Consider the following 21,823-nt stretch of genomic DNA (forward strand, 5'->3'; position numbering starts at 1 on the left):
GACTGGCAGCGACCTGACCGAGGACCACTGGGACGCCTTCTTCGGCTTCTACATGGACACGGGCAGCCGCAAGTGGGGCCGGCCCTATCTCAACCGCGCCTTCTATTCCCTGCTGGGCGAGCGAATGCCGGACAAGGTGCTCCTGCTCATGGCCCGTCGGCCGGGCGGTCCGTGGATCGCCGGAGCTCTGAACCTGCTGGGCCGCGACTGTCTCTACGGCCGCCACTGGGGCTGTAGCGAGGACGTGCCGTTCCTGCATTTCGAGCTCTGCTACTATCAGGCCATCGAACATGCCATCCGTCTGGGCCTGCCGCGCGTCGAGGCCGGGGCCCAGGGCCAGCACAAGATCGCGCGGGGCTACCTGCCCAGCGCGGTCTATTCCGCCCACTGGATCGCCGACCCCATGCTGCGCGAACCGGTCGCCCGCTATCTCGAACGCGAGCGCGAGGCCGTGGAGGCCGACATGCAGATGCTCAGCGAGGAGTACTCGCCGTTCAGGTCGGAAGGCTGAGGAGCGCGCTCCAGCCGATCAACGATGCCCCTCAGGACCGCTCCCAGGCGGCCTTCAGAAGCGACCGAAGGCCGTCATCCACATCGGCGGGGGAGGCGAGGACGCGCTTGGCCTTCAGGCGGTCCGACCAGCCCTCGTTGCGCGGCTCCAGCAGGCGTGGATCGGCCTCCGGGGTCACGGCCAGGCCAAGGACAGCCCCTCCGCCCCTTGCCGGCTTGAGGGCCGCGAACTGGCTCTTGCGCGACCAGGCGGTGAAGCTCTTGCGCTGGCCGGTGACGACGTCAGGCAAGGCCGTGACGGCGGCCTCGATGGCGGCGAGGATTGCTGTGCCGTCTGGGTCGGTCCACAGCGCGGCGCGCAGGCCGTCGGCATCGTCCCAGCCCATCTCGGACGGGAAGGCGACCCCGAAGATCGTGGCGGCCCGATTCTGGCCGATGCCATAGGTCGCCTTGAGCCAGTCGGTGCGCGCCTTGGGCCGCGTTTCCGGGCACTCGCGCTTCACGAGCTCGACCCAGTCCTCGAGCGTCTTGCCGGTTTCCCGCTGCAGATTGGCCCGGACAGAGGCGAACCACTTCTGCTGCTGCTCGGTCAGGCCCTGCGGCGTGGTCGTCATGCTTGCGTCCCTCCCGGGGTTTGCTACGACCGGTCCAACTTCAGGAGACGGTCATGAGCCTTCACGGAACCTACGACCCCGACAACATCTTCGCCAAGATCATCCGGGGGCAAATGCCGGCGGTGAAGGTGTTCGAGGACGACCAGGTCCTGTGCTTCATGGACGTGTTCCCGCAGGCGCGTGGCCACATGCTGGTGATTTCGAAGACCAGCCAGGCGCGCAACCTGCTGGAAGCCGAGGCCAAGACCCTGGGTCGGCTGATCGGGGCCACCCAGAAGGCCGCCGCTGCGGTCACCAAGGCCCTCAAGCCCGACGGGGTGATCGTCACCCAGTTCAACGGCGCCCCGGCCGGTCAGACCGTTTTCCACCTGCATTTCCATGTGATCCCCCGCTACGAGGGCGAGGCCATGGGCCGGCACGCCGAGGGCATGGCCGATGTCGAGGCGCTGAAGGCTCTGGCCGAGAAGATCGCGGCGGCGCTTTAGTTGGACACAAAAAAGGCCCGGATCGCTCCGGGCCTTTTCGTTGAGGTCTTCGCCTATTCGACGAGGGCCGGTTCGCCTTCGGTCTCGGGGGCCGCAGAGCCCTTGGCGGGCTTCTCCGGGGTGCTTTCGATCTCGAAGTCGATCTTGCTGTCCTTGAGGATGATCTTGACGTGGCCGCCGCGCACCAGACGTCCGAAAAGGATGTCGTCGGCCAGCGGCTTCTTGATGTGCTCCTGGATGACCCGGCCCAGCGGGCGGGCCCCGTAAAGCTCGTCGAAGCCGTTCTTGGCCAGCCAGTCGGCCGCATCGTCGCTCAGCGAGATCGTCACGTTCCGGTCGGCCAGCTGGGCCTCCATCTGCATGACGAACTTCTGCACGACCTGACGGATGATCTCCGGGGTCAGCGGCTTAAACTGCACGACCGCATCGAGGCGGTTACGGAATTCCGGCGTGAACAGGCGCTTGAGGGCGGCCTCTTCCTCGCCGACCACCTTGTCGCGCCCGAAGCCGATCGACTGGCGCTGGGCGTCCGAGGCCCCCGCATTGGTGGTCATGATCAGGACCACATTGCGGAAATCGACCTTCTTGCCGTTGGAGTCGGTGAGGACCCCGTGATCCATGACCTGCAGCAGGATGTTGTAGACGTCCTGGTGGGCCTTCTCGATTTCGTCGAGCAGGACCACGGCGTGCGGGTGCTGGTCGACGGCATCGGTCAGCTGGCCACCCTGGTCATAGCCGACATAGCCGGGAGGGGCGCCGATCAGGCGGCTCACGGTATGGCGCTCCATGTACTCGGACATGTCGAAGCGGATCATCTCGATGCCGAGCGTCTGGGCCAGCTGCTTGGCTGCTTCGGTCTTGCCGACGCCGGTGGGGCCGCTGAACAGGAACGAACCGATCGGCTTGTCCGCATCGCGCAGTCCGGCCCGGGCCAGCTTCATGGCTGAGGACAGTTGCCCAATCGCATCGTCCTGGCCGAACACGGCGCGCTTCAGGTCCGTTTCCAGTTCCTTCAGCGCCTCGGTATCCGACTTGGAGACGGACTTCGGCGGGATGCGGGCGATCTTGGCGACGACAGCCTCGATCTCCTTGACGCCCAGCACCTTCTTGCGACGGTTCTCGGGCAGCAGCATCTGGCCGGCACCGGCTTCGTCGATCACGTCGATCGCCTTGTCGGGCAGCTTGCGGTCGGTGATGTACTTGGCCGACAGTTCGACGGCCACCTTGATGGCCTCGTTGGTGTATTTCAGCTTGTGGAAGTCCTCGTAGTAGCTCTTCAGCCCCTTGAGGATCTTCACGGTGTCTTCGATGGTCGGCTCATTGACGTCGATCTTCTGGAAGCGACGGACCAGGGCCCGGTCCTTCTCGAAGTGCTGGCGGAACTCCTTGTAGGTCGTCGAACCCATGCAGCGCAGCGAGCCTGAAGCCAGGGCGGGCTTGAGCAGGTTCGAGGCGTCCATGGCTCCGCCGCTGGTCGCACCGGCCCCGATCACCGTGTGGATCTCGTCGATGAACAGCACCGCATTCGGGTGGTTCTCGAGTTCCTTGACCACCTGCTTGACGCGTTCCTCGAAGTCGCCGCGATAGCGGGTGCCGGCCAGCAGCGCGCCCATGTCGAGCGAGAAGATGGTGGCTTCGGCCAGAACCTCGGGGACCTGGTTGGTGATGATCTTGCGGGCCAGGCCCTCGGCGATGGCGGTCTTGCCGACGCCCGGTTCGCCCACCAGCAGCGGGTTGTTCTTGGTGCGGCGGCACAGGATCTGGATCGCGCGTTCAACCTCGCTCGCGCGGCCGATCAGCGGGTCGACCTTGCCCTGGCGGGCCTTCTCGTTGAGGTCGACGCAATAGGCCTCGAGCGCCTCGCCGCCGGTCTTGGCGTTGGGCTTTTCCGCCTCTTCCTCGGTTGTGCCGCTGTTGGCGCCCTTGACGGCCTTGGGCTCCGAAGCGCCCGCCTTCTTGGCGATGCCATGGGCGATGAAGTTCACCGCATCATAGCGCGTCATGTCCTGCTCCTGCAGGAAGTAGGCGGCGTGGCTTTCGCGTTCCGAGAAGATCGCCACCAGGACATTGGCCCCGGTCACTTCCTCGCGGCCCGACGACTGCACATGGATCACCGCGCGCTGGATCACGCGCTGGAAGCCGGCGGTCGGCTTGGCGTCTTCCTCGTCATCGACGATCAGCGAAGCCAGTTCGACGTCGAGATAATTGGCCAGGCTCTTCTTGAGCGCGACCAGGTCGACGTCGCAGGCGCGCATGACCCCGGCGGCGTCATCGTCGTCGGTGAGTGAAAGGAGCAGGTGCTCCAGGGTGGCGTACTCGTGCTTTCGCTGGTTGGCGTAGGCGACGGCGCGGTGAAGGGACTCTTCAAGGGGACGAGAAAACGAGGGCAAGGGGGGAGGCTCCTCAGTCTTTTTCCATGGTGCACTGCAAGGGATGCTGATGACGTCGCGCCGAGTCGATGACTTGCGCAACCTTCGTTTCAGCAACTTCGTAAGTATAGACACCGCACACGCCGACACCGTGCTGGTGAACGTGTAGCATGATCCGGGTCGCGTCTTCGCGCGACTTGTTGAAGAACCGCTCCAGAACGTACACGACGAATTCCATCGGCGTGTAGTCGTCGTTCAGGATTAGAACCCGGTAGAGCGAAGGCTTCTGTGTCTTCGGCTTCACCTCAGTGATGACCGAAGAACCCGAACCGTTATTCTGTCCGCCTTGCTTGCGCTCGGCCATCGACCGTTCTCTCCCGACGGGGTGAACGCCCCGCCTGTCTTGGATTAGATATGGAAACGTGGCGGCATTGGAAGGGGCCGACACGCCGGTGCGCCGCTTTAGCACAGTGGTGCCCTCGAAAACGGCTTCACGATTGGGAGAGCGCGGGCCGTCCGGAGACGGTTTCTCGCGACGAGGAGCGCAGATGGGGGGCTTCAGGGCCTTCCGCAAGTGCGCTGGGGCCGCGAGGCTCGCGCGACTCAGGCAAGGCCCGGCACCCGATCGATCCCACCGGGCGCGCCGGATGCTCTCAATTTGCAGCTATGGTGTGGGGAGGTCGTATTCCAGATCATAAAGGTGCTTGCCGTCGACGACGTCGATGCTCAGGCGGCCCGAAATCCCTTTCAGCGCGCCCGTACCCGAGTCGGGGACAATCTCGACGGTCAGGATCCGGTCTGCACCGCGCATCATCCCCTTGTGGACCAGAGCAAAGCTGCCGGCCTTGCCGTCGAGGGTGCCGGTCACGCGCTCCACGGCGACATAGACAGCCGAGCCCGGCGTGTCTGTCGAGGCCGTCAGCATCTGTCCCTTGCCGGTCGCCTCGAGAGGACCGTGAAACACCTTGTCCAGCGACAGGCGCGCCAGCACCGTGCCCTCAGCCGTATCCTGGTCCTGGGGAGCCATCTTCACCTCGAAGGGGCCTTTGGCGTGATGGGTCATGGGGGCCACTCCGGTGGGCGGTTGGGTTTGAGCCGGTTGAGCCGGCTCGGGCGTGAGGGTGGCCAGGACCGCAGACAGGGCGAGCGCGGCGAGGGGGATGGTCGGCATGGACAGTCCTTCCGGTAGAGCCTGACTTGATAGAGCAAGCCAGCGGACGGGCAACCGTCAGCGTCGCTTCAGGGACCGGCCCGAGACGACGGCTTCCGCGCCGAACTTGCCCCGCAACGCATCGATCGCGGTTTCGCTCTTCAAAGCCCGGCGCTCGTCTCCGGCGAAGAAGTCGTCCGCCGCGCCCTGGGCCGGGACAAGGTCGGTCAGGCCGGCCCCGATCAGGCGATAGGACCGGCCGGCCGGCTCGCCGGCGAGAAGCTCGCGCGCCACTTGGAACAGGGTCCGGGCCGTCTGGGTCGGCACCGGCAGGGTGCGCCGGCGGGTCAGGATCCTGAAATCCGGCGTCCGCAGCTTCAGGGTCGCCACCCGACCGGCCACCTCGCCAGCCCGGGCCTGGCGGGCGACCTTTTCGCATAGCGGCCACAGTTGGTCTTCAAGGTCCTCGCGCCTGAACAGGTCGTCGTTGAAGGTCGTCTCGGCGCTGATGGTCTTGCGGACCTGGTCGGGATCAACGGCACGATCGTCCTGGCCAAGCGCCAGCCGGTGCAGGCGCAGGCCACCCTGGCCGAGGCCTTTGGCCAGCACCTTCAGGTCGGCCGCGGCGATGTCGCCGACCGTGCGCAGACCCAGCGCCTCCAGCGACGAGACCGTGGCGGGGCCAACGCCCGGCAGGATCGACACCGGCCTGCCGGCCAGGAAGGATTGCGCTTCCGCCGCGCCGATGGCCGAAAAGCCGCGCGGCTTGTCGAGTTCCGAGGCGATCTTGGCCAGGAACTTGTTGGGGGCCAGACCGATCGAGACGGTCAGCCGGATCTCGGCCTCGATCTGGGCCTGAAGCTTCGCCAGCATGACCGCCGGCGGGGCACCATGCAGGCGCTCGGTGCCGGACAGGTCGATCCAGGCCTCGTCCAGCGACAGGGGCTGGACCAGCGGTGTGAGGGCCGACAGCTTGTCCATGATGTGCCGGCTCGCCGCCTTGTACTTGGCGAAGTCGGGTTTGATGACCACGGCCTCCGGGCACAGCTTCAGGGCCTTGTACATCGGCATGGCCGAACGCGCGCCGCTCATCCGGGCGATATAGCAGGCGGTGGTGACCACACCGCGCCTGCCACCGCCGATGATCACCGGCCGGTCGCGGAGCGAGGGATCGTCGCGCTTCTCGACCGAGGCATAGAAGGCATCGCAGTCGAGGTGGGCCATCGACAGCACGCCCAGTTCGGCATGGAAGACAGTGCGCGGCGAGCCGCAGTTCGGGCAGCGCGGCGCGCGGACATCGCCGGTCCAGAAGCAGTCGCGGCAGAGGGTCTTCATGGCCGGATCAGGCCCCGGCGGGCCAGAGCCAGGCTGCGCCGCGTACGCCGGAGCTGTCGCCGTGCACCGCCCGGCGGACCGGGGTCTCGAAGCTGTCAGAAAAGACATGCGGGGCCATCGCCGCCGGCAGTCGATCGTAGAGGGCCTCGACATTGGACATGCCGCCGCCGAGGACGATGACGTCCGGGTCGAGGATGTCGCACAGCACCGCCAGGGCGCGGCCCAGGCGGTCGATATAGCGGTCCAGGGCGCTGATGGCCGCAGGATCGCCGGCGGCGACCGCGGTCATGACGGACTGACCGTCGGGGTGCCCGGCATCGCGGGCGAAGGCCGGGCCGGCGATCCAGGTCTCCAGACAGCCGCGTCGGCCGCACCAGCAGGCGGGACCGGGGCTCTCTTCGGCGCGCGGCCAGGGCAGGGGCGTGTGGCCCCACTCGCCACCGATCCCGTTGCGGCCGTCGATGATGCGCCCGTCGACCACCAGTCCGCCGCCGCAGCCCGTGCCCAGAATCGGCGCGAACACCACGCCCGCACCGGCTCCGGCGCCGTCCAAGGCTTCGGACAGGGCCAGGCAGTTGGCGTCATTGGCCAGCTTCACCGGTCGCGCCAGGCGTCGGGCCAGATCCTCCTCGAAGGGCCGGCCGTTCAGATAGGTACTGTTGGCATTGCGGATCAGACCCGTGTGGGGCGAGATCGAGCCGGGAATGCCCATGCCCAGCCGTGCGGCCTTTGTGCCTGACATGGTCTCGGCATCGAGCAGCAGGGCTGCCACCGTGTCCAGGGCCTCGTCATAGGAGCCGGGATTGGGCTTGCGGACCCTGGCCAGGAAGTGACCTCCTGCATCCAGGGCAGCGGCTTCGATCTTGGTGCCGCCGAAATCCACGCCGAAGCGGATCATGCGAACAGCCGCTCCGCGATGGCCGCCTTCAGGTGGGGCCAGCTATCGATCCGCGCATGCCGGTCGGGCGCGCTGGGGGCAAGCGGGCGCAGGCGCTCGTCGCTGACCATCTGGAAGCGGGTAATAGCCGGCGCGGTAGCGGCCACCGATTCCAGTTGCGGCAGGAGGTCGTCGATGAACACCGATGGCCCCTGCGTGCGGGCGGCCAGTTCGGCGGCCGGCGGACCCTTGGGGCCGCTGTTGATCACCAGCGGATAGTCAAAGCCGTGAGTCTTCAGCCAGCGGGCCCGGGTCTGGCGACCATGCTCCGGCGCATTGGTCAAAATCACCACGCCGGCTCGTGTCGAGAGATCGGCCAGGGCGTCGGCCGCGCCTTCCGCCGGGAGCAGGTCTTCACCGCCGTCCCGGAAGAAGTCGTCGAACAGGGCCTTGCCGGCAATCATGTCCAGGTGCTGGGTCTCGCCGGGACGGTAGATGTTCTGGAACAGGGCGAAACGGTCGACACGCAGTTCGAACCCGTGACGCCCGACGAACGTCCCGAAGCCGCGCATGAACTGGGCCAGGACCTCGTCGACATCGACGATCACCAGCGGGGCCGCCGGATCGACAGAGCAGGCCTCAAGGTCGGTGTAACGGTGTTCCATGATCTGTGATCAGCCGGTGTTCAAGCGATTAGGTCGGGCTTAAGGATATTCGTGCGATCTGGACGAAGAAGACGACGCGAATCTCTTTGGCGTCGCCACAGACCGTATGGTCGGGGTCAGGATGACGAAGAAGGTCCTCATCGTGGAGGATAATGAGCTGAACATGAAGCTCTTTCATGATCTGCTCGAAGCCCAGGGTTACGAGACCCTGCAGACCCGTGAGGGGCTGCAGGCTCTGTCGATTGCCCGCGACAATCGTCCTGATCTGATCCTCATGGACATCCAGCTGCCGGAAATCTCGGGACTGGAAGTGACCAAGTGGCTCAAGGAAGACGAGGATCTCGCCCACATTCCCGTCGTGGCCGTCACCGCCTTCGCCATGAAGGGCGATGAGGAGCGGATCCGTGAGGGCGGTTGCGAGGCCTATATCTCCAAGCCGATCTCGGTGGCCCACTTCCTCGACACCATCAAGCGGCTGCTGGAGAAAACTCCGGCATGAGCGCGCGGATCCTCGTCGTCGACGACATCGAGGCCAATGTCCGCCTGCTGGAGGCCAAGCTTTCGGCCGAGTATTATCAGGTCAGCTGCGCCTATGACGGGCCGACCGCGCTGGCCATGGCGGCCCAGGATTCCCCCGACATCATCCTGCTGGACGTGATGATGCCGGGCATGGACGGTTTCACCGTCTGCCGGAAACTCAAGGACGACCCCGTCACCCGCCATATTCCGGTGGTGCTGGTCACCGCGCTGGATGGTCGTGCCGACCGTATCCAGGGTCTGGAGGCCGGGGCTTCGGATTTTCTGACCAAGCCCATCGACGACGTCATGCTCTTTGCCCGCGTCCGCAGCCTGACCCGGCTGAAGCTGGTCATCGACGAGTTGCGCCAGCGCGAGGCCTCGGGCCGACGCATTGGCGTGATCGCCGGAGCCGCGACGCGGCTGGACGGCCTGGGCGGTCGGGTCCTGATCGTCGACGATAACGAGCGCCAGGCCCAGCGTCTGGCAACCGAGCTGTCGGTGGCGCACCGGCCGGTGGTCGAGTCCGATCCGGACAAGGCCCGGATCAGCGCGGCTGGCCCGGTCGATCTGGTGATCATCAATGCGGCGGCCCGGGGCTTTGACGGTCTGCGGTTCGCTGCGGCCATGCGCTCCGACGAGCGCAGCCGCCACCTGCCGATCCTGGCCATGGTCGATCCGGACGAGCGCTCGCGGATGGTCAAGGCGCTGGAAATCGGCGTCAATGACATCCTGCCGCGTCCAATTGATCCGCAGGAACTGCTGGCCCGGGTGAAGACCCAGATCCAGCGCAAACGCTACACCGACTATCTGCGCAGCAATCTGGACCACAGTCTCGAACTGGCGGTCACCGACCAGCTGACGGGTCTGCACAATCGTCGCTACATGATCGGCCAGCTCGACTCCCTGGCCAAGCGGGCCGCCCTGGGCGGAGATCCGGTTGCGGCCCTGCTGATCGACATCGACCACTTCAAGAAGATCAACGACACCTTCGGCCATGACGTCGGCGACGAGGTCCTGCGCGAATTTGGCCTGCGCCTGGCCTCGAACGTTCGGGCGATTGACCTGCCGTGCCGCTATGGCGGTGAAGAGTTCACCGTGATCATGCCCGATACCCAGCTGGCCGATGCCATGCGCATCGCCGAACGGATCCGGATGCATGTGGCCGGCTCGCCCTTCCGGGTGGCGGGTGGCAAGGAACTGCTAACCGTGACCATTTCGGTCGGGGTCTCGGCCACCCTGGGCGCCAGCGACACGCCGGAGGCCCTGCTCAAGCGGGCAGACGAAGGCGTCTATGAAGCCAAGGCTTCGGGCCGCAACACCGTGGTCGGCCGCGCCGCCTGACCCTTTTGCGGGCGTCGGCGAATTCTCCGCGTCCGGACGGCTTTCCGATCTTGCGAACCGGTCCGCTTCGGGCAATTTGCGCCAATGAAGCGTTCTCTTACTTTGCTCGCCGCCGCGTCGCTGTCGCTGGCCGTATCTTCAGCCGCCATGGCCCAGGCGATTCCGAAGCCAAACCCGCGTCTGGTGGTGGTCATCTCGATCGACCAGTTCAGCGCCAACCTGTTCGCCCAGCACCGGGCCGAGTTCACCGGCGGCCTCGGGCGGCTGGCCAGCCAGGGCGTGGTCTATCCGAATGGATACCAGTCGCACGCCATGACCGAGACCTGTCCCGGGCACTCGACTCTGCTGACGGGCAAGCACCCGAACAAGACCGGGATCAGTGCCAATGACTGGTACGACGCCTCGGTCGGCCGTCAGGTCTATTGCCTGGGCGACGAGGCCATGAGCCTGGCCCATGATCCCAAGGGTCGCGGCGTCAGCCCGAAGAACATGGTCGCCACCACCTATGGCGACTGGCTGAAGACGGTGTCGCCGACCAGCCGCGTGTTCGGGGTCTCGGGCAAGGATCGTGGCGCCATCACCATGTCGGGGCATCAGGCCGACGGGGCCTTCTGGTTTGTCCCCGGCTTCGGGTTCACGACCTATGTGCCGCCGGGCGCTTCCGCCGAGGCGCGTCTCAAGCCCGTGGCGGCCTTCAATGCGAAGCTGGCGGCCGAGCTTGCGAAGCGTCCTTTCACCTGGACCTATGCCGACAAGTCCGCCAGGCGCTGCAAGGCGCTGGAAGCCGACTACGAAACCGGCGGCCGCAAGTGGCGCGCGGCCCTGCCGATCGGGCCCGCGACCAGTGAGGCCGACCGCCTGCGGGATCTCGGGGCCAGTCCGTTCACGGACAAGGTCACCCTGGAGCTGGCCGCTGACCTGCGCGATGCCTATGGCCTGGGCGACGGGCCGCAGGTCGATGTCCTGACCGTCAGCCTGTCGGCCACCGACTATATCGGCCACCGTTACGGCACGCGCGGGCCGGAGATGTGCGACCAGATCGCCCGTCTGGATTCCGGGCTCGGCGAGTTCCTCGACCGGATCGGCAAGGCCCGTGGCGGGGTGCTGGTGGTCCTGGCGGCCGACCATGGCGGCGCCGACATGGCTGAGCGCCTGCAGGACGAGGGCTATGACTACGAACGGATCACGACGCGGTCCTGGCTGGCCAACCTGAATGCCCGCCTGCGCCAGGATCTGGCCCTTGCCTATGATCCGGTGGTCGCCGACGGCGGCATCAATACGCTCGACATCGTCGGACCTGACCGCAAGGCGCTGCCCCTGGTAGAACGCGTGCGGATCAAGGCCGCAGCCCTGACCCTGGTCTCGCGCCAGCCCGAAGTGCTCGAGGCCTTTGATGTCGACAGCCTGCTGATGGCGGAAGCCCCGCCGGCGGACACCTCGCCAGAGGAACTGTCGATCCGGGAGCGCATGCGTCGCAGCACCTATCCGGGCCGCTCCGGCGACATTGTCATCGCCTTCAAGCCGGATCTCGTGCCGGCGACGGCCGGGCCGACCTATGTGTCCACCCACGGCAGCCCCTGGGACTACGATCGCCGCGTGCCGATCATCTTCTGGTGGAAGGACGGGGTTTCGCGCGAGCGCATCCTGCCGCTCGACACGGTCGACATCGCCCCGACGATCGCGGCCGTCACCGGCGTGACGCCGCCGGCCGACATCGACGGCCGCTGCCGGCCGCTGGGGTCAGGGCATGGGTGCTGAGTAACTCGCCCCTCCTGACCGCTTCGCGGTCGTCCTCCCCCGTAGGGGGAAGACGGTCTCATCTTCCCCCTATGGGGGAGGAGCGCGAAGCGCGGAGGGGGCAAGCCCAGCCCCGGAATCAAAAACGCCCGGCTATCGCTAGCCGGGCGTTTTGTCGTGTCGTACCGGTCAGGCAGATCTTACTTGATCTTGCCTTCCTTGAATTCGACGTGCTTGCGGATGACCGGATCGTACTTCTTCAGCACCATCTTCTCGGTCTTGGTGCGGGCGTTCTTCTTGGTCACGTAGAAGAAGCCGGTGTCCGCCGTCGAGTTCAGGCGGATCTTGATTGAAGCCGGTTTGGCCATGGTCGAATCCCTGCGGTGTCGCGCAGGGTACCCGCGCGTTGGAAATGAGAGGCGCGGAACATACTCAGGAACGGCGCAAAGTCAATTGCGGTCACGGCCGCAATTTTATCCCGCCCGCCCAAGGGCTTCAGGCTCAGACATAGGTCAGATTCCGCGCGCCGTTGAGGAACCGCATGAACGGCGCCGGGCGAGTCGGGTCTTTCAGCCGCTGGCCGATCTCGTTGACCACGAAGCGGGTGATATTGGGCAGGTCCAGCGCCATGGCCTCGGCGAAATCGACCCAGGCAATCTCGTCCAGTTCGCCGCAGTCCGGCTGACGATCGAGGCTGAGCAGGGCTTCAGCAGGAGCCATGAAGAAGCGGGCGTCAAAGCGGCGGTTGCGGTACGGCGGAGTGATCGCCCGGGCCACGAAGGCCAGCGGCGCGAGATCGGGCAGGGCTCCCTGGGCCAGGAACGGCCGCCAGGCCCCTGCGGCGGGCCGTGAGGGGGCCGGACGCGCCAGCAGCAGGCCCGTCTCCTCGAAGGTCTCGCGCACCGCTGCCAGGGCCAGGGCGCGGGCCAGGGACGGCGGATTGGGATGGCGCGGCTGATGGGTCAGTCGCGCGGCGACCTCCGGTGACAGGTCGGAGGCCGAGGGCGCCGTGTAGTCGCCCCGATCCACCCGCCCGCCGGGGAACACCCACTTGTCGGGCATGAAGGCGTGGCCGCGATTGCGACGCCCCATGAGGAGCTGCGGCTTGCCGGCATCGGTGCGCACCATGATCAGGGTGGCGGCGTGGCGCGGCCGGAGGACGCCTGTGCCTGGCTCGCGCACGGCGGCGTCATTGATCGTGTCGAATTTGGCGTCGAGGGGCTCGTCCATGGGCCAAGCTTAGTCCGATCGCGTCATTCGCAAAGCCGGCCCTTACGTCAGCTTGACCGGCGCTCGGCAAGCGCTCCACTCTCCGCCCGCAATTCTGGAAGGATAGAGACGATGCTTGGACGGGTTTCGACACTGGCGATCATGGCAGGCCTGGCCTTCGGCGCGCCGGCCCTGGCCGCGCCGTCCCCGGTCCAGGTTGAGGCCGCCGTCAAGGCGGTGCAGCCCAAGGTCATCGCCTGGCGTCGCGACTTCCACCAGCATCCCGAACTGGGCAACCAGGAGGTCCGTACCGCCGCCATCGTCGCCAGGGAACTGAAGGCCCTGGGCTTCGAAGTGCGCGAGGGCGTCGGCAAGACCGGCGTCGTCGGTATCCTCAAGGGCGGCAAGCCCGGCAAGGTGGTGGCCCTGCGCGCCGACATGGACGCCCTGCCGGTGGAGGAAAAGACCGGCCTGCCGTTCGCGTCCAAGGTGACAGCGACCTGGGAGGGCAAGACCGTGCCCGTCATGCATGCCTGCGGCCACGACACCCATGTGGCCATGCTGCTGGGCACCGCCACGGTGCTGGCCGGCATGAAGGCCGACATCAAGGGCACGGTCGTCCTGATCTTCCAGCCCGCCGAGGAAGGCCCCCAGGCCGGCGAGGAAGGCGGCGCCAAGCTGATGATCCGCGACGGGGCCCTGGACAATCCCAAGGTCGACGCGATCTTCGGCGTCCATATCAGCCCGCTGGACGCGCATATGCTGAACTACCGGCCGATGGGCTTCTATGCCAGCTCCGACCGGATCACGATCACCGTCAAGGGCAAGCAGACCCATGGCGCCCGCCCCTGGGCCGGCATCGACATGGCCAGCATCGCCGCCGACATCGTCCAGGCCATGAACCAGATCGCCGCCCGCCAGGTGGACGTCGGGGCCTCGCCCTCGGTGGTGACCATTGCCACCATCCACATGGGCATGCGCCAGAACATCATTCCGGAAGACTTGGTGATGGGCGGCACCATGCGGACGTTCTCGACCGAGCGCCGCGCCGACCTGATCGACAGGGTCCAGAAGAGCGTCGCCGCCATCGGCGACCGCTACGGGGCCAAGGCCGAGGCGGTGTTCACCCAGCCCTATCCGGTGACCTACAATAACCCCGAACTCTCCAAGTGGGTGAAGACCAGCCTGCTGAAGGCCTCGCCCGGCAAGGTTGATGACAACGGGGCCCTGGTGACCGGGGCCGAGGACTTCTCGATGTATGCCGAGAAGGTGCCCGGTGTGTTCGTGCAACTGGGCGGCCGTCCGGCCAGCGTTCCGGCTGCCGGGGCCCCGGCCAACCACTCGCCCTATTTCGACGTCGATGAGGCGGTGTTTGAAACCGGCGTGAAGGCCGAGGTATTCATGGCGCTGGACTATCTGGAGAAGAAGTAGCTCGAATCTCCCTTCTCCCCTTGCGGGAGAAGGTGGCCGCGAAGCGGACGGATGAGGGGTTTCGCCTGATCCGTCCGTGCGACCCCTCATCCGTCGCCTGACGGCGACACCTTCTCCCGCAAGGGGAGAAGGCTAGGTTTTCTTCCGCTCCGCAAACCACGGCACCAGCCGCCGCAGCGCCTCCTCGATCTGCGCCGTCGAGGCGGCGAAGGAAAAGCGCATGAAGCGGTGGCCGTCGACGGGGTCGAAGTCGATGCCCGGGGCGGTGGCCACGCCGGTGTCGCGTAGCAGTTGCTGGCAGAAGCTCATCGAGTCGTCGGTCAGGTGGCCGATATCGGCCCAGATATAGAAGGCTCCGTCGGGCGGGGCGATGCGGGCCAGACCCAGGGCGGGCAGGGCGTCCAGTAGCAGCTGGCGGTTGGTGCGATAGACCTCGACATGACCTTCCAGTTCGTCGCGGCAATCCATCGCCACCAGCCCCGCATGCTGGCTCAGCGACGGGGCGGTCAGGAACAGGTTGCCCATATAGGCGCGAGCGCGATGCACGTGGTCGGCGGGGGACAGCAGCCAGCCCAGCCGCCAGCCGACCATGCTGAAGTATTTGGAGAAGCTGTTGACGATCAGGGCGTCGGGCGCGAACTCCAGCATCGAGCGGGCCGGGCCGACATAGGACAGGCCGTGATAGATCTCGTCGCTGATGATCCGGATGCCCCGCTCCCGGCAGACGGCGGCGATGGCGGCCAGTTCGTCAGCTTCGATGATCGTGCCCGTCGGATTGGCGGGACTGGCCACGATGACCCCGGCCGGGGCCGGCTCCAGGGCCGCCAGATGCGCGGCGGTCAGCTGGTAGCGATCCTCGGGACCGCAGGCGATCTCGACCGGCACCAGGTTCAGGGCCTTCAGGGTGTTGCGATAGGCCACATAGCCGGGGCGGGCCAGGGCCACGCGGTCGCCGGCCTTGAAGCTGGAGGCCAGGGCCATGACCAGGGCCGGTGAGGCCCCGCAGGTCAGGATGAGCTGCTCGGGCTCGACGGTGACGCCGTACTGCTCGGCATAGTGGCGGGCGATCCTCTCCTTCAGGGCCGGGCTCTCCCAGTAGCCCATCGGGTCGCTGTCGAGGATCTCGTGGGCCCGGGCGATCGCGGCGGCCGGCGCGCCCGTCGAGGGCTGGCCGAACTCCATATGGATCACCGAGCGGCCCTCGGCCTGCAGCTCATAGGCCAGGCGGCTGATGGCGATGGCGTGGAACGGGTCGAGATCTGGGCGCATGCGACCTGTGTTAGCGATATTCGGGGCCGCACCCAAGCGGGCCCGTCTGGCTGGCGCGGCGAGCCCCGGCATGACAAAAACAAATTTCAGAATTCCACCGGGGAGTCGGACCGTGAACTCACGCTTGGCCTTTGTTGCGACGGTCGCCGCGCTGATGCTGGGCGCGACGCCTGGCCTCGCCGGTGAACCCCTGCCGCTCCATGTCGGTGGTCGGGTCGTCACGGAGGCCGGTGGCGCGCTGCGTTTCGGCTGGCCCGGCGTCTATGTCGAGGGTCGTTTCTCCGGCCCGGCGGTCGAGGTCGCCGTTGAAACCGGTCAGGAGCATCTGGCCGTCTCGATCGACGGACAGCGTCGCGCCGAACTGACCAAGGCGGGCCTGGCCCGGCTCAGCTTTGCAGGCCTGTCGGAGGGGCCCCACGTCGTCCGCATCGACAAGCTCACCGAGAGCCAGTCCGGTTCGGCGAAGATCCTGGGCCTTTTTGCCGGCAAGGGCAGCAAGGCCCTGCCTGAAGTCCAGCGCGCGCAACGTATCGAGTTCATCGGCGACTCCCACACCGTCGGCTACGGCGTGCGCGGGACCTCGCGAGACTGTACCCAGGAGCAGGTCCATGACCTGACCGATACCAGCCTGGCCTTCGGACCGGTGCTGGCCGGGCGTCTGGACGCGGACTATCGCATCGTCGCCTTTTCCGGTCGCGGCGTGGTTCGCAACTATGCGGGGGGCGCGGCAGGCGAGCCGCTGCCCGTGCTCTATGATCGCCTGATCCCGGGCGATGCCGAGCCCCTGATCGCGGCCGATGACGGCTGGAAGCCGCAGCTGATCGTCATCGGCCTCGGCACCAACGACTTCTCGACCCCGGTCAAGCCAGGCGAGGCCTGGGCCGACGGGGCGGCCCTCCGTGAGGCCTATCGTGACGGCTATGTCAGCTTCATCAACCGGTTGGCCGGCCGCCAGCCTCAGGCGCGTTTTCTGCTGATCGCCGGCGACCTTTTCGTCGACGACGTCGCCGAGGTTTCCAAACGGGTCAATGCCGCCGTGCCGGGTCTGGCCACCCCGGTCCGGATTACCGGCATGGTCCAGACGGCCTGCCATGCGCATCCCTCGGTCGCCGACCAGCTGCTGATGGCCGATGCCCTGGAAGCGGCGATCAAGGCGCTGAACTAGGTCAGCGCCTCTCCACGGCGCGCCCTACCGCCGCTTGCCGCGCCGGACGCCCTTGGGCAGGCCGCCGCGCGGCTTGACCGCCGCCTGCCGCCGTGCGCCGAGGCGCGGACGGGGAGCCTTGGGATCGGCGGGCAGGGGCTCGGTGATCATCTCGAACAGCAGGCCGCCGGTCACCGGCGTCGCCTCGACCAGCTTGATCTCGACCTGCAGGCCCAGCGGCCAGCGCTTGCCGGTCCGCTCGCCGACCAGGGCGTGCATCCGCTCGTCATGGACGAAGAACTCGGCCCCCAGGGTCGAGACCGGCACGAGGCCGTCGGCCCCGGTCTCGTCCAGCTTGATGAACAGGCCAAAGCGGGTGACGCCGGTGATGCGGCCGTTGAAGGTCGCGCCCACCCGGTCTGACAGGAAGGCGGCGATGTAGCGGTCGGTGGCGTCGCGCTCGGCGGCCATGGCCCGGCGCTCGGCATAGGTGATGGTCTCGGCCGTGTCCTTGATCTGGCTGATGTCCTGGTCGGTCAGGCCGTCACTGCCCAGGCCCAGGGCCCGGATCAGGGCCCGGTGGACGATCAGGTCGGCATAGCGCCGGATCGGGCTGGTGAAGTGGGCATAGCGGGCCAGGTTGAGGCCGAAATGGCCCAGATTGTCGGCGCTGTAGTGAGCCTGCATCTGGGTGCGCAGCACCACCTCGTTGACGATGGCGGCGTGCGGTCCTTCGCGGGTCTCGTTCAGCAGCTTGTTGAAGCGCGAGGTCTGCGGAGCCTCGCCCTTGTTCCACTTGATCTCCAGGGTCGCCAGGAACTCGGCCAGGTTCTGGACCTTCTCCTGGCTGGGCGTGTCGTGGACGCGATAGATCAGCGGCGTGCGCTTGGCCTCAAGGCTCTCGGCGGCGCAGACATTGGCCTGCACCATCATCTCCTCGATCAGCTTGTGGGCTTCCAGGCTGGCGCGCTTGTTGATCGAGGCGATCTCGCCCTCGCGGGTGATGACGATCTTGCGCTCGTCACTTTCGATGGCCAGGGGCGAGCGGGCCTCACGACCCTTGCCCATCAGATGGAAGGCGGCCCAAAGGGGCTTCAGGATCGGATCCAGCAGCGGGCCGGCCTTGTCGCCGTCCTGGCCGTCGGGCGGGATCACGCCGTCGATGGCGGCCTGGGCCTGCTCGTAGGAAAGCTTGGCCGCCGAGCGCATCAGGCCGCGCACGAACCTGTGGCTCTTCTTGCGGCCGCCGCTGTCGAACACCATCCGCACCGCCAGGGTGGCGCGGTTCTCGCCTTCGCGCAGCGAGCACAGGCCGTTGGACAGCACTTCGGGCAGCATCGGCTCGACCCGGTCGGGGAAGTAGACGCTGTTGCCCTTCTCGCGGGCCTCGCGGTCGAGGGCCGAGCCCGGGCGCACATAGGCCGCCACATCGGCGATGGCCACCCAGACCACCCAGCCGCCGACATTGTTGGCGTCAGGATCGGGATGGGCATAGACGGCATCGTCGTGGTCGCGGGCGTCGACGGGGTCGATGGTGACGAACGGCAGGTCGCGCAGGTCATCGCGCCCTTCCAGGGTCGGCGGCTTGGCGGCTCCGGCCTCGGCTTCGGCAGTCTCGGAGAAGCCGGTCGGGATGCCGTGGCTGTGGATGGCGATCAGCGAGGCGGCGCGGGGATGATCCTCGCGACCGACCACTTCCAGCACCTTGCCCAGCTTGGGCCCGTAGCGGCCGGAGGCGGTGCCGACCTGGGCCAGCACCAGATCGCCGTCCTTGAGGTCCTTGGCCTCCTGCTCGTTGAGGATCAGGCTTTCCTTGGACTTGCGATCCACCGGTTCGACCCGGATCTCGCGGCGATGCTTGCGGATCACGCCGAGGATCTTGTGGGCGCTCTGGCCCAGCTTCTTGATCAGCCGGGCTTCCAGCTCGCCGTTCTCAAGGCGCTCGAAGCGGACCAGCAGGCGGTCGCCCATGCCCGGCGCGCCGCCAGCCTCGGCATTGCGGGACGGTGACAGCCGCACCAGCGGGGTATCGTCCGATTTGGTCAGGCGCACGAACAGGTCGCCGTCGGTGTCGCGCTCGACCACATCGGCCACGCCGACCGGGGGCAGGGAGCCGGCTTCGGCAAAGCCCTTGCGGCCGCGCTTGCCCAGCTCGCCCTTGGCTTCCAGCTCGCGCAGCATTTCGCGCAGGGCCCGGCGGTCGGCACCCTTCAGTCCGAAGTGACGGGCAATGTCGGCCTTGCCGCTCTCGCCCGCGCTGCGCAGGAAGGCCAGCAGGGTTTCGCGGTCCGGCAGGCCGGCAGGCGGCTTGGCGGCGGCAGGGAATTTCGACGACTTGGGCGTGCGCGGTTTGGCCATGTGCTGGGATAACCCGGTCCGGGGGCCAAAGGCCAAGGGAAATGCCGTTGCTGTGCGGCGGAGGTGGCCTGCTGCCTCGCGAACCGCCGCTTGGCACCGGGGCGGACACCCGGCCTCGGCATTGCAGCCCCGGACGGCTCTCCGGTCCTGCCATGAATCTAAATTTTTTGAAATTTGAAGACCAGAAATTTATGTCCTATTTAAAATAATCAAGGGCGCGACATCGGCCGGGCGGCGATTGAAGGCCCTGCAGGCCGCGACGCCCGCGAGCCCGGCAAGCGGACAGGAAAGGGTGAGACATGACGACGACCGGTATGGCGAAGATTCAAAAAGACAGCGTCGGCCTGCAGCAGCTGTTCGGCTGGCTGTTCGGCATCGGGGTTTTTCTGGTGTTTTCCGAGATCGCTTACGGGCCGCTGAAGGCTGTCGTGTTTGCGGTCGGGGCCAGTGAGCGCAGTGAAGCGCTGCGCCAGGTCGGCGAGTCGACCCTGGGCGCGCTCCCCGTCCTGGCCCTGCTCGGGGCGCTCTGGCAGGCGCGTGGCCTGTTCAAGAGCTTTGCCGGTGGTCAGGTGCTGTCGGTCGAGGCCGGCAGGACCCTGACCCGGCTCGGGGACTGGCTGGTGGCCAGCACCATCCTCTGGTTCATCTTCGGCGACGGCGGCAGCAGCGCCGCGCAGGCCTTTGGCCAGAACCTCGGTGTCAGCGTCGTGCTGGGCTGTGTCGGGATCGCGATCCGCCTGTTCGGCCGCGTCATCGACCTGGCGGCGGCCGTCCGGGACGACCGTGACCAGATCAAGTCCGACTACGACCAGATCGTCTGACCATGCCGATCATCGTCACCCTCGACGTCATGCTGGCCCGTCGGAAGATGCGGGCCCGGGATCTGGCCCAGCGCATCGAGATGAGCGAGACCAACCTCTCCCTGCTGCGCTCGGGCAAGGTCAAGGGCGTGCGCTTCGACACGATCGAAAAGCTCTGCCGCGAGCTCGACTGCCGGCCGGGCGACCTGCTCGATTTCGAGCCGGACTAGAAGCTTAAAGGCCCCGCCGTTTCAGCCCCTGGCCGGACGGCGGCGGCGGGGAACCCGGACGGTGGCCTCGCCGTCCATGACCATCTCGTCGCCGATCAGGGCCTCGCAGCGCAGAACCACCCGGGCGCTGGTCTCGTCGATCGAGGTCACGGTGACACGGGCGGTCACGACGTCGCCGATCCGCACGGGGCGGTGAAAGGCCAGGGTCTGGCTCAGATAGATGGCCCCCGCGCCCGGCAGGATGGTGCCGACCACAGCCGAGCCGAACGAGGCTGACAACAGGCCGTGGGCGATCCGGCCGCGATAGGCGGTGCGCGAGGCGAAGGCCTCGTCCATGTGGACCGGATTGAAGTCGTCCGAGGCCTCGGCGAACTGGCCGATGCGCTCTTCGGTGACGGTGACTTGCTTTACAGCGACCATCCCGACGACCAGCTCGTCCAGAATATAGCCGCCCGAGGCGTGAGGTTGGATCATGCTGCGCGGTTAGCCGTGATGGACGGCCATGGCTAGTGAAAAGGCGAACCGTCCGTAGACGATCCTATTTTGAATAGACGATCCGGCAGTCGCCCTCGATCGTCGTGTAGCGCCCGTTGGCGGCATCCACGAACGAGATCCGGCCGCCCTCGTCATACTCGACCTTGCCGGTCGACCGCCCGGCAAAGGTCTGGGTGCCGTAGGTCCAGCAGGCAATCTCGGCCGGCTTGTCGCCCCAGGTCGCTGCGCGGCTGGCGCGTTTGCTGTCCGTGCAGGCTGTGACGGCCACGGTGACCAGGAGCAGGGCAGCGATCGGCATCAGACGCATGGGACGGTCTCTGGGGATGAGCCTCGCCACGGGGCGCGGCGAGGTTGAGCCACTCGATCTTCGCGGCAGGGGGGAGGCCGGTCAAGGCTGGCCCGGGGAAGGATATGCCCCTTATTCTCAACCGCATCGTGGGGGAGGTGGCGCGGAGCCGATAGGCGACTTGCCGAAGGGGGCGGGCTTCGCATTTCAGGTGCCGCCTGGCGGCCAGGCAAACAAGCGCGTCTGCGCTGTTACCGGGGTGGTGCCGGTCTCTTCGGAGACGAGCTCGCAGAGTGTGTGCCAGAGCGCCGCTGGATGCGTATCCGCGCCGCCGGATGCGAAGTGACTGAAGTTGCGACGGGCCACATCCCGCGCGAGATCGCCCACAGTCGTGTCGCGGTGGGCACCTTCATCAAGCCGGACCATCGCAAAGCCAATCGGTATCAGCAGCAATATGGGCCACAGGAGTGGCAAGGCGACCGCCATGACACCGCCCACCACACCGGACAGAAGCACCGCGAGGCCGAGGCCGCCTTGCACTGAAAGCCTCAGTGGCAGGCGGGCAAGGCCGTGTTCCTGTTCAAGCCGCGCGTTCAGCCGCTTGGGCGAGAGCGTCGTGAGGTCGGAAAGCCGTGTCGAAGGCTTGATCGGCGCGTCGTGGTCGGTCACTCGGCACAGCGTCGACCTGATCCGATAGAACGCCATTGAGGTGGCGCAGAGACAAGGCACTGAAGATGTCGGCACCAGACCGAGCAAGGTCTCGTAGAGGTCTCCAACCGTGAAGCATTTGGCTGCTGCCTCACCAAACTCGACCTGGAATGAACTCTCGATCGCTTCGAGCAGGTCGATGTCGTCGCCGTCTCCCACGAGACCGACGGTATCCGCCTTCGTCATCACTTCTGAACGGGCCATGGTCTCCAAATGCGCAGGGCCGTTCGAAGCTGGCAAGGGTTTGGGCTCCTCAGCCTGCCGCCATCTTCCTGTCCGCTAGTACAGATC

The 21,823-nt window shown here is 66.8% G+C and carries 23 protein-coding genes; 9 read left to right on the forward strand and 14 right to left on the reverse strand.

Annotation, left to right across the window (positions count from 1 at the left end; genetic code table 11):
- The coding region (locus DBR10_RS20055; RefSeq protein ID WP_233243396.1) for a GNAT family N-acetyltransferase at positions 1-511 on the forward strand (511 nt) is incomplete at its 5' end.
- A 31-nt stretch (positions 512-542) separates the two neighbouring features.
- Here the strand turns inward: DBR10_RS20055 and DBR10_RS12520 are convergent.
- Complete coding sequence (locus DBR10_RS12520; protein ID WP_108504249.1) at positions 543-1,124, reverse strand: DUF4287 domain-containing protein; 582 nt, start codon at positions 1,122-1,124, stop codon at positions 543-545.
- A gap of 53 nt (positions 1,125-1,177) precedes the next feature.
- Here DBR10_RS12520 and DBR10_RS12525 point away from each other — a divergent pair, with 53 nt between their 5' ends.
- Entirely contained in the window at positions 1,178-1,609 is a 432-nt protein-coding gene (locus DBR10_RS12525; protein ID WP_108504248.1) for an HIT family protein, read from the forward strand.
- A 53-nt stretch (positions 1,610-1,662) separates the two neighbouring features.
- Here DBR10_RS12525 and clpA read toward each other — a convergent pair whose 3' ends face one another.
- From clpA to DBR10_RS12555, 6 genes are all read right to left on the reverse strand, one after another.
- Complete coding sequence (gene clpA, locus DBR10_RS12530) at positions 1,663-3,999, reverse strand: ATP-dependent Clp protease ATP-binding subunit ClpA (RefSeq protein ID WP_108504247.1); 2,337 nt, start codon at positions 3,997-3,999, stop codon at positions 1,663-1,665.
- A 13-nt stretch (positions 4,000-4,012) separates the two neighbouring features.
- Complete coding sequence (clpS, locus tag DBR10_RS12535; protein WP_108488188.1) at positions 4,013-4,342, reverse strand: ATP-dependent Clp protease adapter ClpS; 330 nt, start codon at positions 4,340-4,342, stop codon at positions 4,013-4,015.
- 300 nt (positions 4,343-4,642) lie between these two features.
- On the reverse strand, positions 4,643-5,149 hold the full coding sequence (locus DBR10_RS12540; RefSeq protein WP_199223476.1) for a DUF3224 domain-containing protein: 507 nt from the start codon (positions 5,147-5,149) through the stop codon (positions 4,643-4,645).
- Positions 5,150-5,206: 57 nt separating this feature from the next.
- Entirely contained in the window at positions 5,207-6,463 is a 1,257-nt protein-coding gene (locus tag DBR10_RS12545; protein ID WP_108504246.1) for a DNA polymerase IV, read from the reverse strand.
- A 7-nt stretch (positions 6,464-6,470) separates the two neighbouring features.
- Positions 6,471-7,361, reverse strand: coding sequence for an ROK family protein (locus DBR10_RS12550; RefSeq protein ID WP_108504245.1), 891 nt, complete (start codon positions 7,359-7,361; stop codon positions 6,471-6,473).
- Complete coding sequence (locus tag DBR10_RS12555; protein ID WP_108504244.1) at positions 7,358-8,005, reverse strand: hypothetical protein; 648 nt, start codon at positions 8,003-8,005, stop codon at positions 7,358-7,360. Before DBR10_RS12555 ends, DBR10_RS12550 begins: the two co-directional genes overlap by 4 nt.
- A 121-nt stretch (positions 8,006-8,126) precedes the next feature.
- Here DBR10_RS12555 and DBR10_RS12560 point away from each other — a divergent pair, with 121 nt between their 5' ends.
- The 3 genes from DBR10_RS12560 to phoY all read left to right on the forward strand — a co-directional run bounded on the left by DBR10_RS12560 (position 8,127) and on the right by phoY (position 11,623).
- The gene (locus DBR10_RS12560) at positions 8,127-8,504 is read left to right on the forward strand and encodes a response regulator (protein WP_108504252.1); all 378 of its coding nucleotides are present in this window, start codon (positions 8,127-8,129) and stop codon (positions 8,502-8,504) included.
- On the forward strand, positions 8,501-9,865 hold the full coding sequence (locus DBR10_RS12565) for a PleD family two-component system response regulator (protein ID WP_108504243.1): 1,365 nt from the start codon (positions 8,501-8,503) through the stop codon (positions 9,863-9,865). The genes DBR10_RS12560 and DBR10_RS12565 overlap by 4 nt, the downstream gene beginning before the upstream one ends.
- Positions 9,866-9,949: 84 nt before the next feature.
- Positions 9,950-11,623: an alkaline phosphatase PhoY gene (gene phoY, locus DBR10_RS12570; protein ID WP_108504242.1), complete on the forward strand. Its 1,674-nt coding sequence runs from the start codon at positions 9,950-9,952 to the stop codon at positions 11,621-11,623.
- A 179-nt stretch (positions 11,624-11,802) separates the two neighbouring features.
- On the opposite strand, the gene rpmG is transcribed toward phoY, so the two are convergent.
- Both rpmG and DBR10_RS12580 read right to left on the reverse strand, forming a co-directional pair.
- On the reverse strand, positions 11,803-11,970 hold the full coding sequence (gene rpmG, locus DBR10_RS12575) for a 50S ribosomal protein L33 (protein WP_007673017.1): 168 nt from the start codon (positions 11,968-11,970) through the stop codon (positions 11,803-11,805).
- Positions 11,971-12,103: 133 nt separating this feature from the next.
- On the reverse strand, positions 12,104-12,832 hold the full coding sequence (locus DBR10_RS12580; RefSeq protein WP_108504241.1) for an NUDIX hydrolase: 729 nt from the start codon (positions 12,830-12,832) through the stop codon (positions 12,104-12,106).
- A gap of 111 nt (positions 12,833-12,943) precedes the next feature.
- On the opposite strand from DBR10_RS12580, the gene DBR10_RS12585 reads away from it, so the two are divergent.
- The gene (locus DBR10_RS12585; protein WP_108490049.1) at positions 12,944-14,242 is read left to right on the forward strand and encodes an amidohydrolase; all 1,299 of its coding nucleotides are present in this window, start codon (positions 12,944-12,946) and stop codon (positions 14,240-14,242) included.
- 132 nt (positions 14,243-14,374) lie between these two features.
- On the opposite strand, the gene DBR10_RS12590 is transcribed toward DBR10_RS12585, so the two are convergent.
- Positions 14,375-15,511 carry a pyridoxal phosphate-dependent aminotransferase gene (locus DBR10_RS12590; protein WP_108556379.1) on the reverse strand — a complete coding sequence of 379 codons (1,137 nt, stop codon included), beginning with the start codon at positions 15,509-15,511 and terminating at the stop codon, positions 14,375-14,377.
- A gap of 112 nt (positions 15,512-15,623) precedes the next feature.
- On the opposite strand from DBR10_RS12590, the gene DBR10_RS12595 reads away from it, so the two are divergent.
- A complete protein-coding gene (locus DBR10_RS12595; protein ID WP_233243397.1) occupies positions 15,624-16,676 on the forward strand; it encodes an SGNH/GDSL hydrolase family protein in 1,053 nt (350 codons plus the stop codon).
- A gap of 24 nt (positions 16,677-16,700) precedes the next feature.
- Here DBR10_RS12595 and rnr read toward each other — a convergent pair whose 3' ends face one another.
- Positions 16,701-19,013, reverse strand: coding sequence for a ribonuclease R (gene rnr, locus DBR10_RS12600; protein ID WP_108556380.1), 2,313 nt, complete (start codon positions 19,011-19,013; stop codon positions 16,701-16,703).
- Positions 19,014-19,327: 314 nt separating this feature from the next.
- On the opposite strand from rnr, the gene DBR10_RS12605 reads away from it, so the two are divergent.
- Together DBR10_RS12605 and DBR10_RS12610 are read left to right on the forward strand one after the other, a co-directional pair.
- Entirely contained in the window at positions 19,328-19,834 is a 507-nt protein-coding gene (locus DBR10_RS12605) for a hypothetical protein (protein ID WP_146184071.1), read from the forward strand.
- Between the two features lie 2 nt (positions 19,835-19,836).
- Positions 19,837-20,043, forward strand: coding sequence for a helix-turn-helix domain-containing protein (locus DBR10_RS12610; RefSeq protein WP_108503977.1), 207 nt, complete (start codon positions 19,837-19,839; stop codon positions 20,041-20,043).
- A gap of 21 nt (positions 20,044-20,064) precedes the next feature.
- On the opposite strand, the gene DBR10_RS12615 is transcribed toward DBR10_RS12610, so the two are convergent.
- The 3 genes from DBR10_RS12615 to DBR10_RS12625 form a co-directional block, all read right to left on the reverse strand.
- Entirely contained in the window at positions 20,065-20,517 is a 453-nt protein-coding gene (locus tag DBR10_RS12615; protein WP_108503978.1) for a MaoC family dehydratase, read from the reverse strand.
- 64 nt (positions 20,518-20,581) lie between these two features.
- Complete coding sequence (locus DBR10_RS12620; protein WP_108503979.1) at positions 20,582-20,845, reverse strand: hypothetical protein; 264 nt, start codon at positions 20,843-20,845, stop codon at positions 20,582-20,584.
- 186 nt (positions 20,846-21,031) lie between these two features.
- Positions 21,032-21,736 (reverse strand): hypothetical protein, encoded by a 705-nt coding sequence (locus tag DBR10_RS12625; protein ID WP_146184072.1) that lies wholly within the window; start codon positions 21,734-21,736, stop codon positions 21,032-21,034.
- Positions 21,737-21,823: the final 87 nt, after the last annotated feature.

The organism is Caulobacter sp. HMWF025, from assembly GCF_003060965.1.
Taxonomy (GTDB): Bacteria; Pseudomonadota; Alphaproteobacteria; order Caulobacterales; family Caulobacteraceae; genus Caulobacter.

Bases quoted from the DNA above. Each gene is read 5' to 3' on its own strand.
- DBR10_RS12555 (WP_108504244.1), bottom strand. From the start codon at position 8,005: ATGGAACACCGTTACACCGACCTTGAGGCCTGCTCTGTCGATCCGGCG.
- DBR10_RS12560 (WP_108504252.1), top strand. From the start codon at position 8,127: ATGACGAAGAAGGTCCTCATCGTGGAGGATAATGAGCTGAACATGAAG.
- DBR10_RS12545 (WP_108504246.1), bottom strand. From the start codon at position 6,463: ATGAAGACCCTCTGCCGCGACTGCTTCTGGACCGGCGATGTCCGCGCG.
- DBR10_RS12625 (WP_146184072.1), bottom strand. From the start codon at position 21,736: ATGGCCCGTTCAGAAGTGATGACGAAGGCGGATACCGTCGGTCTCGTG.
- rnr (WP_108556380.1), bottom strand. From the start codon at position 19,013: ATGGCCAAACCGCGCACGCCCAAGTCGTCGAAATTCCCTGCCGCCGCC.
- DBR10_RS12550 (WP_108504245.1), bottom strand. From the start codon at position 7,361: ATGATCCGCTTCGGCGTGGATTTCGGCGGCACCAAGATCGAAGCCGCT.
- phoY (WP_108504242.1), top strand. From the start codon at position 9,950: ATGAAGCGTTCTCTTACTTTGCTCGCCGCCGCGTCGCTGTCGCTGGCC.
- DBR10_RS12520 (WP_108504249.1), bottom strand. From the start codon at position 1,124: ATGACGACCACGCCGCAGGGCCTGACCGAGCAGCAGCAGAAGTGGTTC.
- DBR10_RS12540 (WP_199223476.1), bottom strand. From the start codon at position 5,149: ATGCCGACCATCCCCCTCGCCGCGCTCGCCCTGTCTGCGGTCCTGGCC.
- clpS (WP_108488188.1), bottom strand. From the start codon at position 4,342: ATGGCCGAGCGCAAGCAAGGCGGACAGAATAACGGTTCGGGTTCTTCG.
- rpmG (WP_007673017.1), bottom strand. From the start codon at position 11,970: ATGGCCAAACCGGCTTCAATCAAGATCCGCCTGAACTCGACGGCGGAC.
- DBR10_RS12585 (WP_108490049.1), top strand. From the start codon at position 12,944: ATGCTTGGACGGGTTTCGACACTGGCGATCATGGCAGGCCTGGCCTTC.
- DBR10_RS12580 (WP_108504241.1), bottom strand. From the start codon at position 12,832: ATGGACGAGCCCCTCGACGCCAAATTCGACACGATCAATGACGCCGCC.
- DBR10_RS12620 (WP_108503979.1), bottom strand. From the start codon at position 20,845: ATGCGTCTGATGCCGATCGCTGCCCTGCTCCTGGTCACCGTGGCCGTC.
- DBR10_RS12590 (WP_108556379.1), bottom strand. From the start codon at position 15,511: ATGCGCCCAGATCTCGACCCGTTCCACGCCATCGCCATCAGCCGCCTG.
- DBR10_RS12565 (WP_108504243.1), top strand. From the start codon at position 8,501: ATGAGCGCGCGGATCCTCGTCGTCGACGACATCGAGGCCAATGTCCGC.
- DBR10_RS12525 (WP_108504248.1), top strand. From the start codon at position 1,178: ATGAGCCTTCACGGAACCTACGACCCCGACAACATCTTCGCCAAGATC.
- DBR10_RS12605 (WP_146184071.1), top strand. From the start codon at position 19,328: ATGGCGAAGATTCAAAAAGACAGCGTCGGCCTGCAGCAGCTGTTCGGC.
- DBR10_RS12615 (WP_108503978.1), bottom strand. From the start codon at position 20,517: ATGATCCAACCTCACGCCTCGGGCGGCTATATTCTGGACGAGCTGGTC.
- DBR10_RS12610 (WP_108503977.1), top strand. From the start codon at position 19,837: ATGCCGATCATCGTCACCCTCGACGTCATGCTGGCCCGTCGGAAGATG.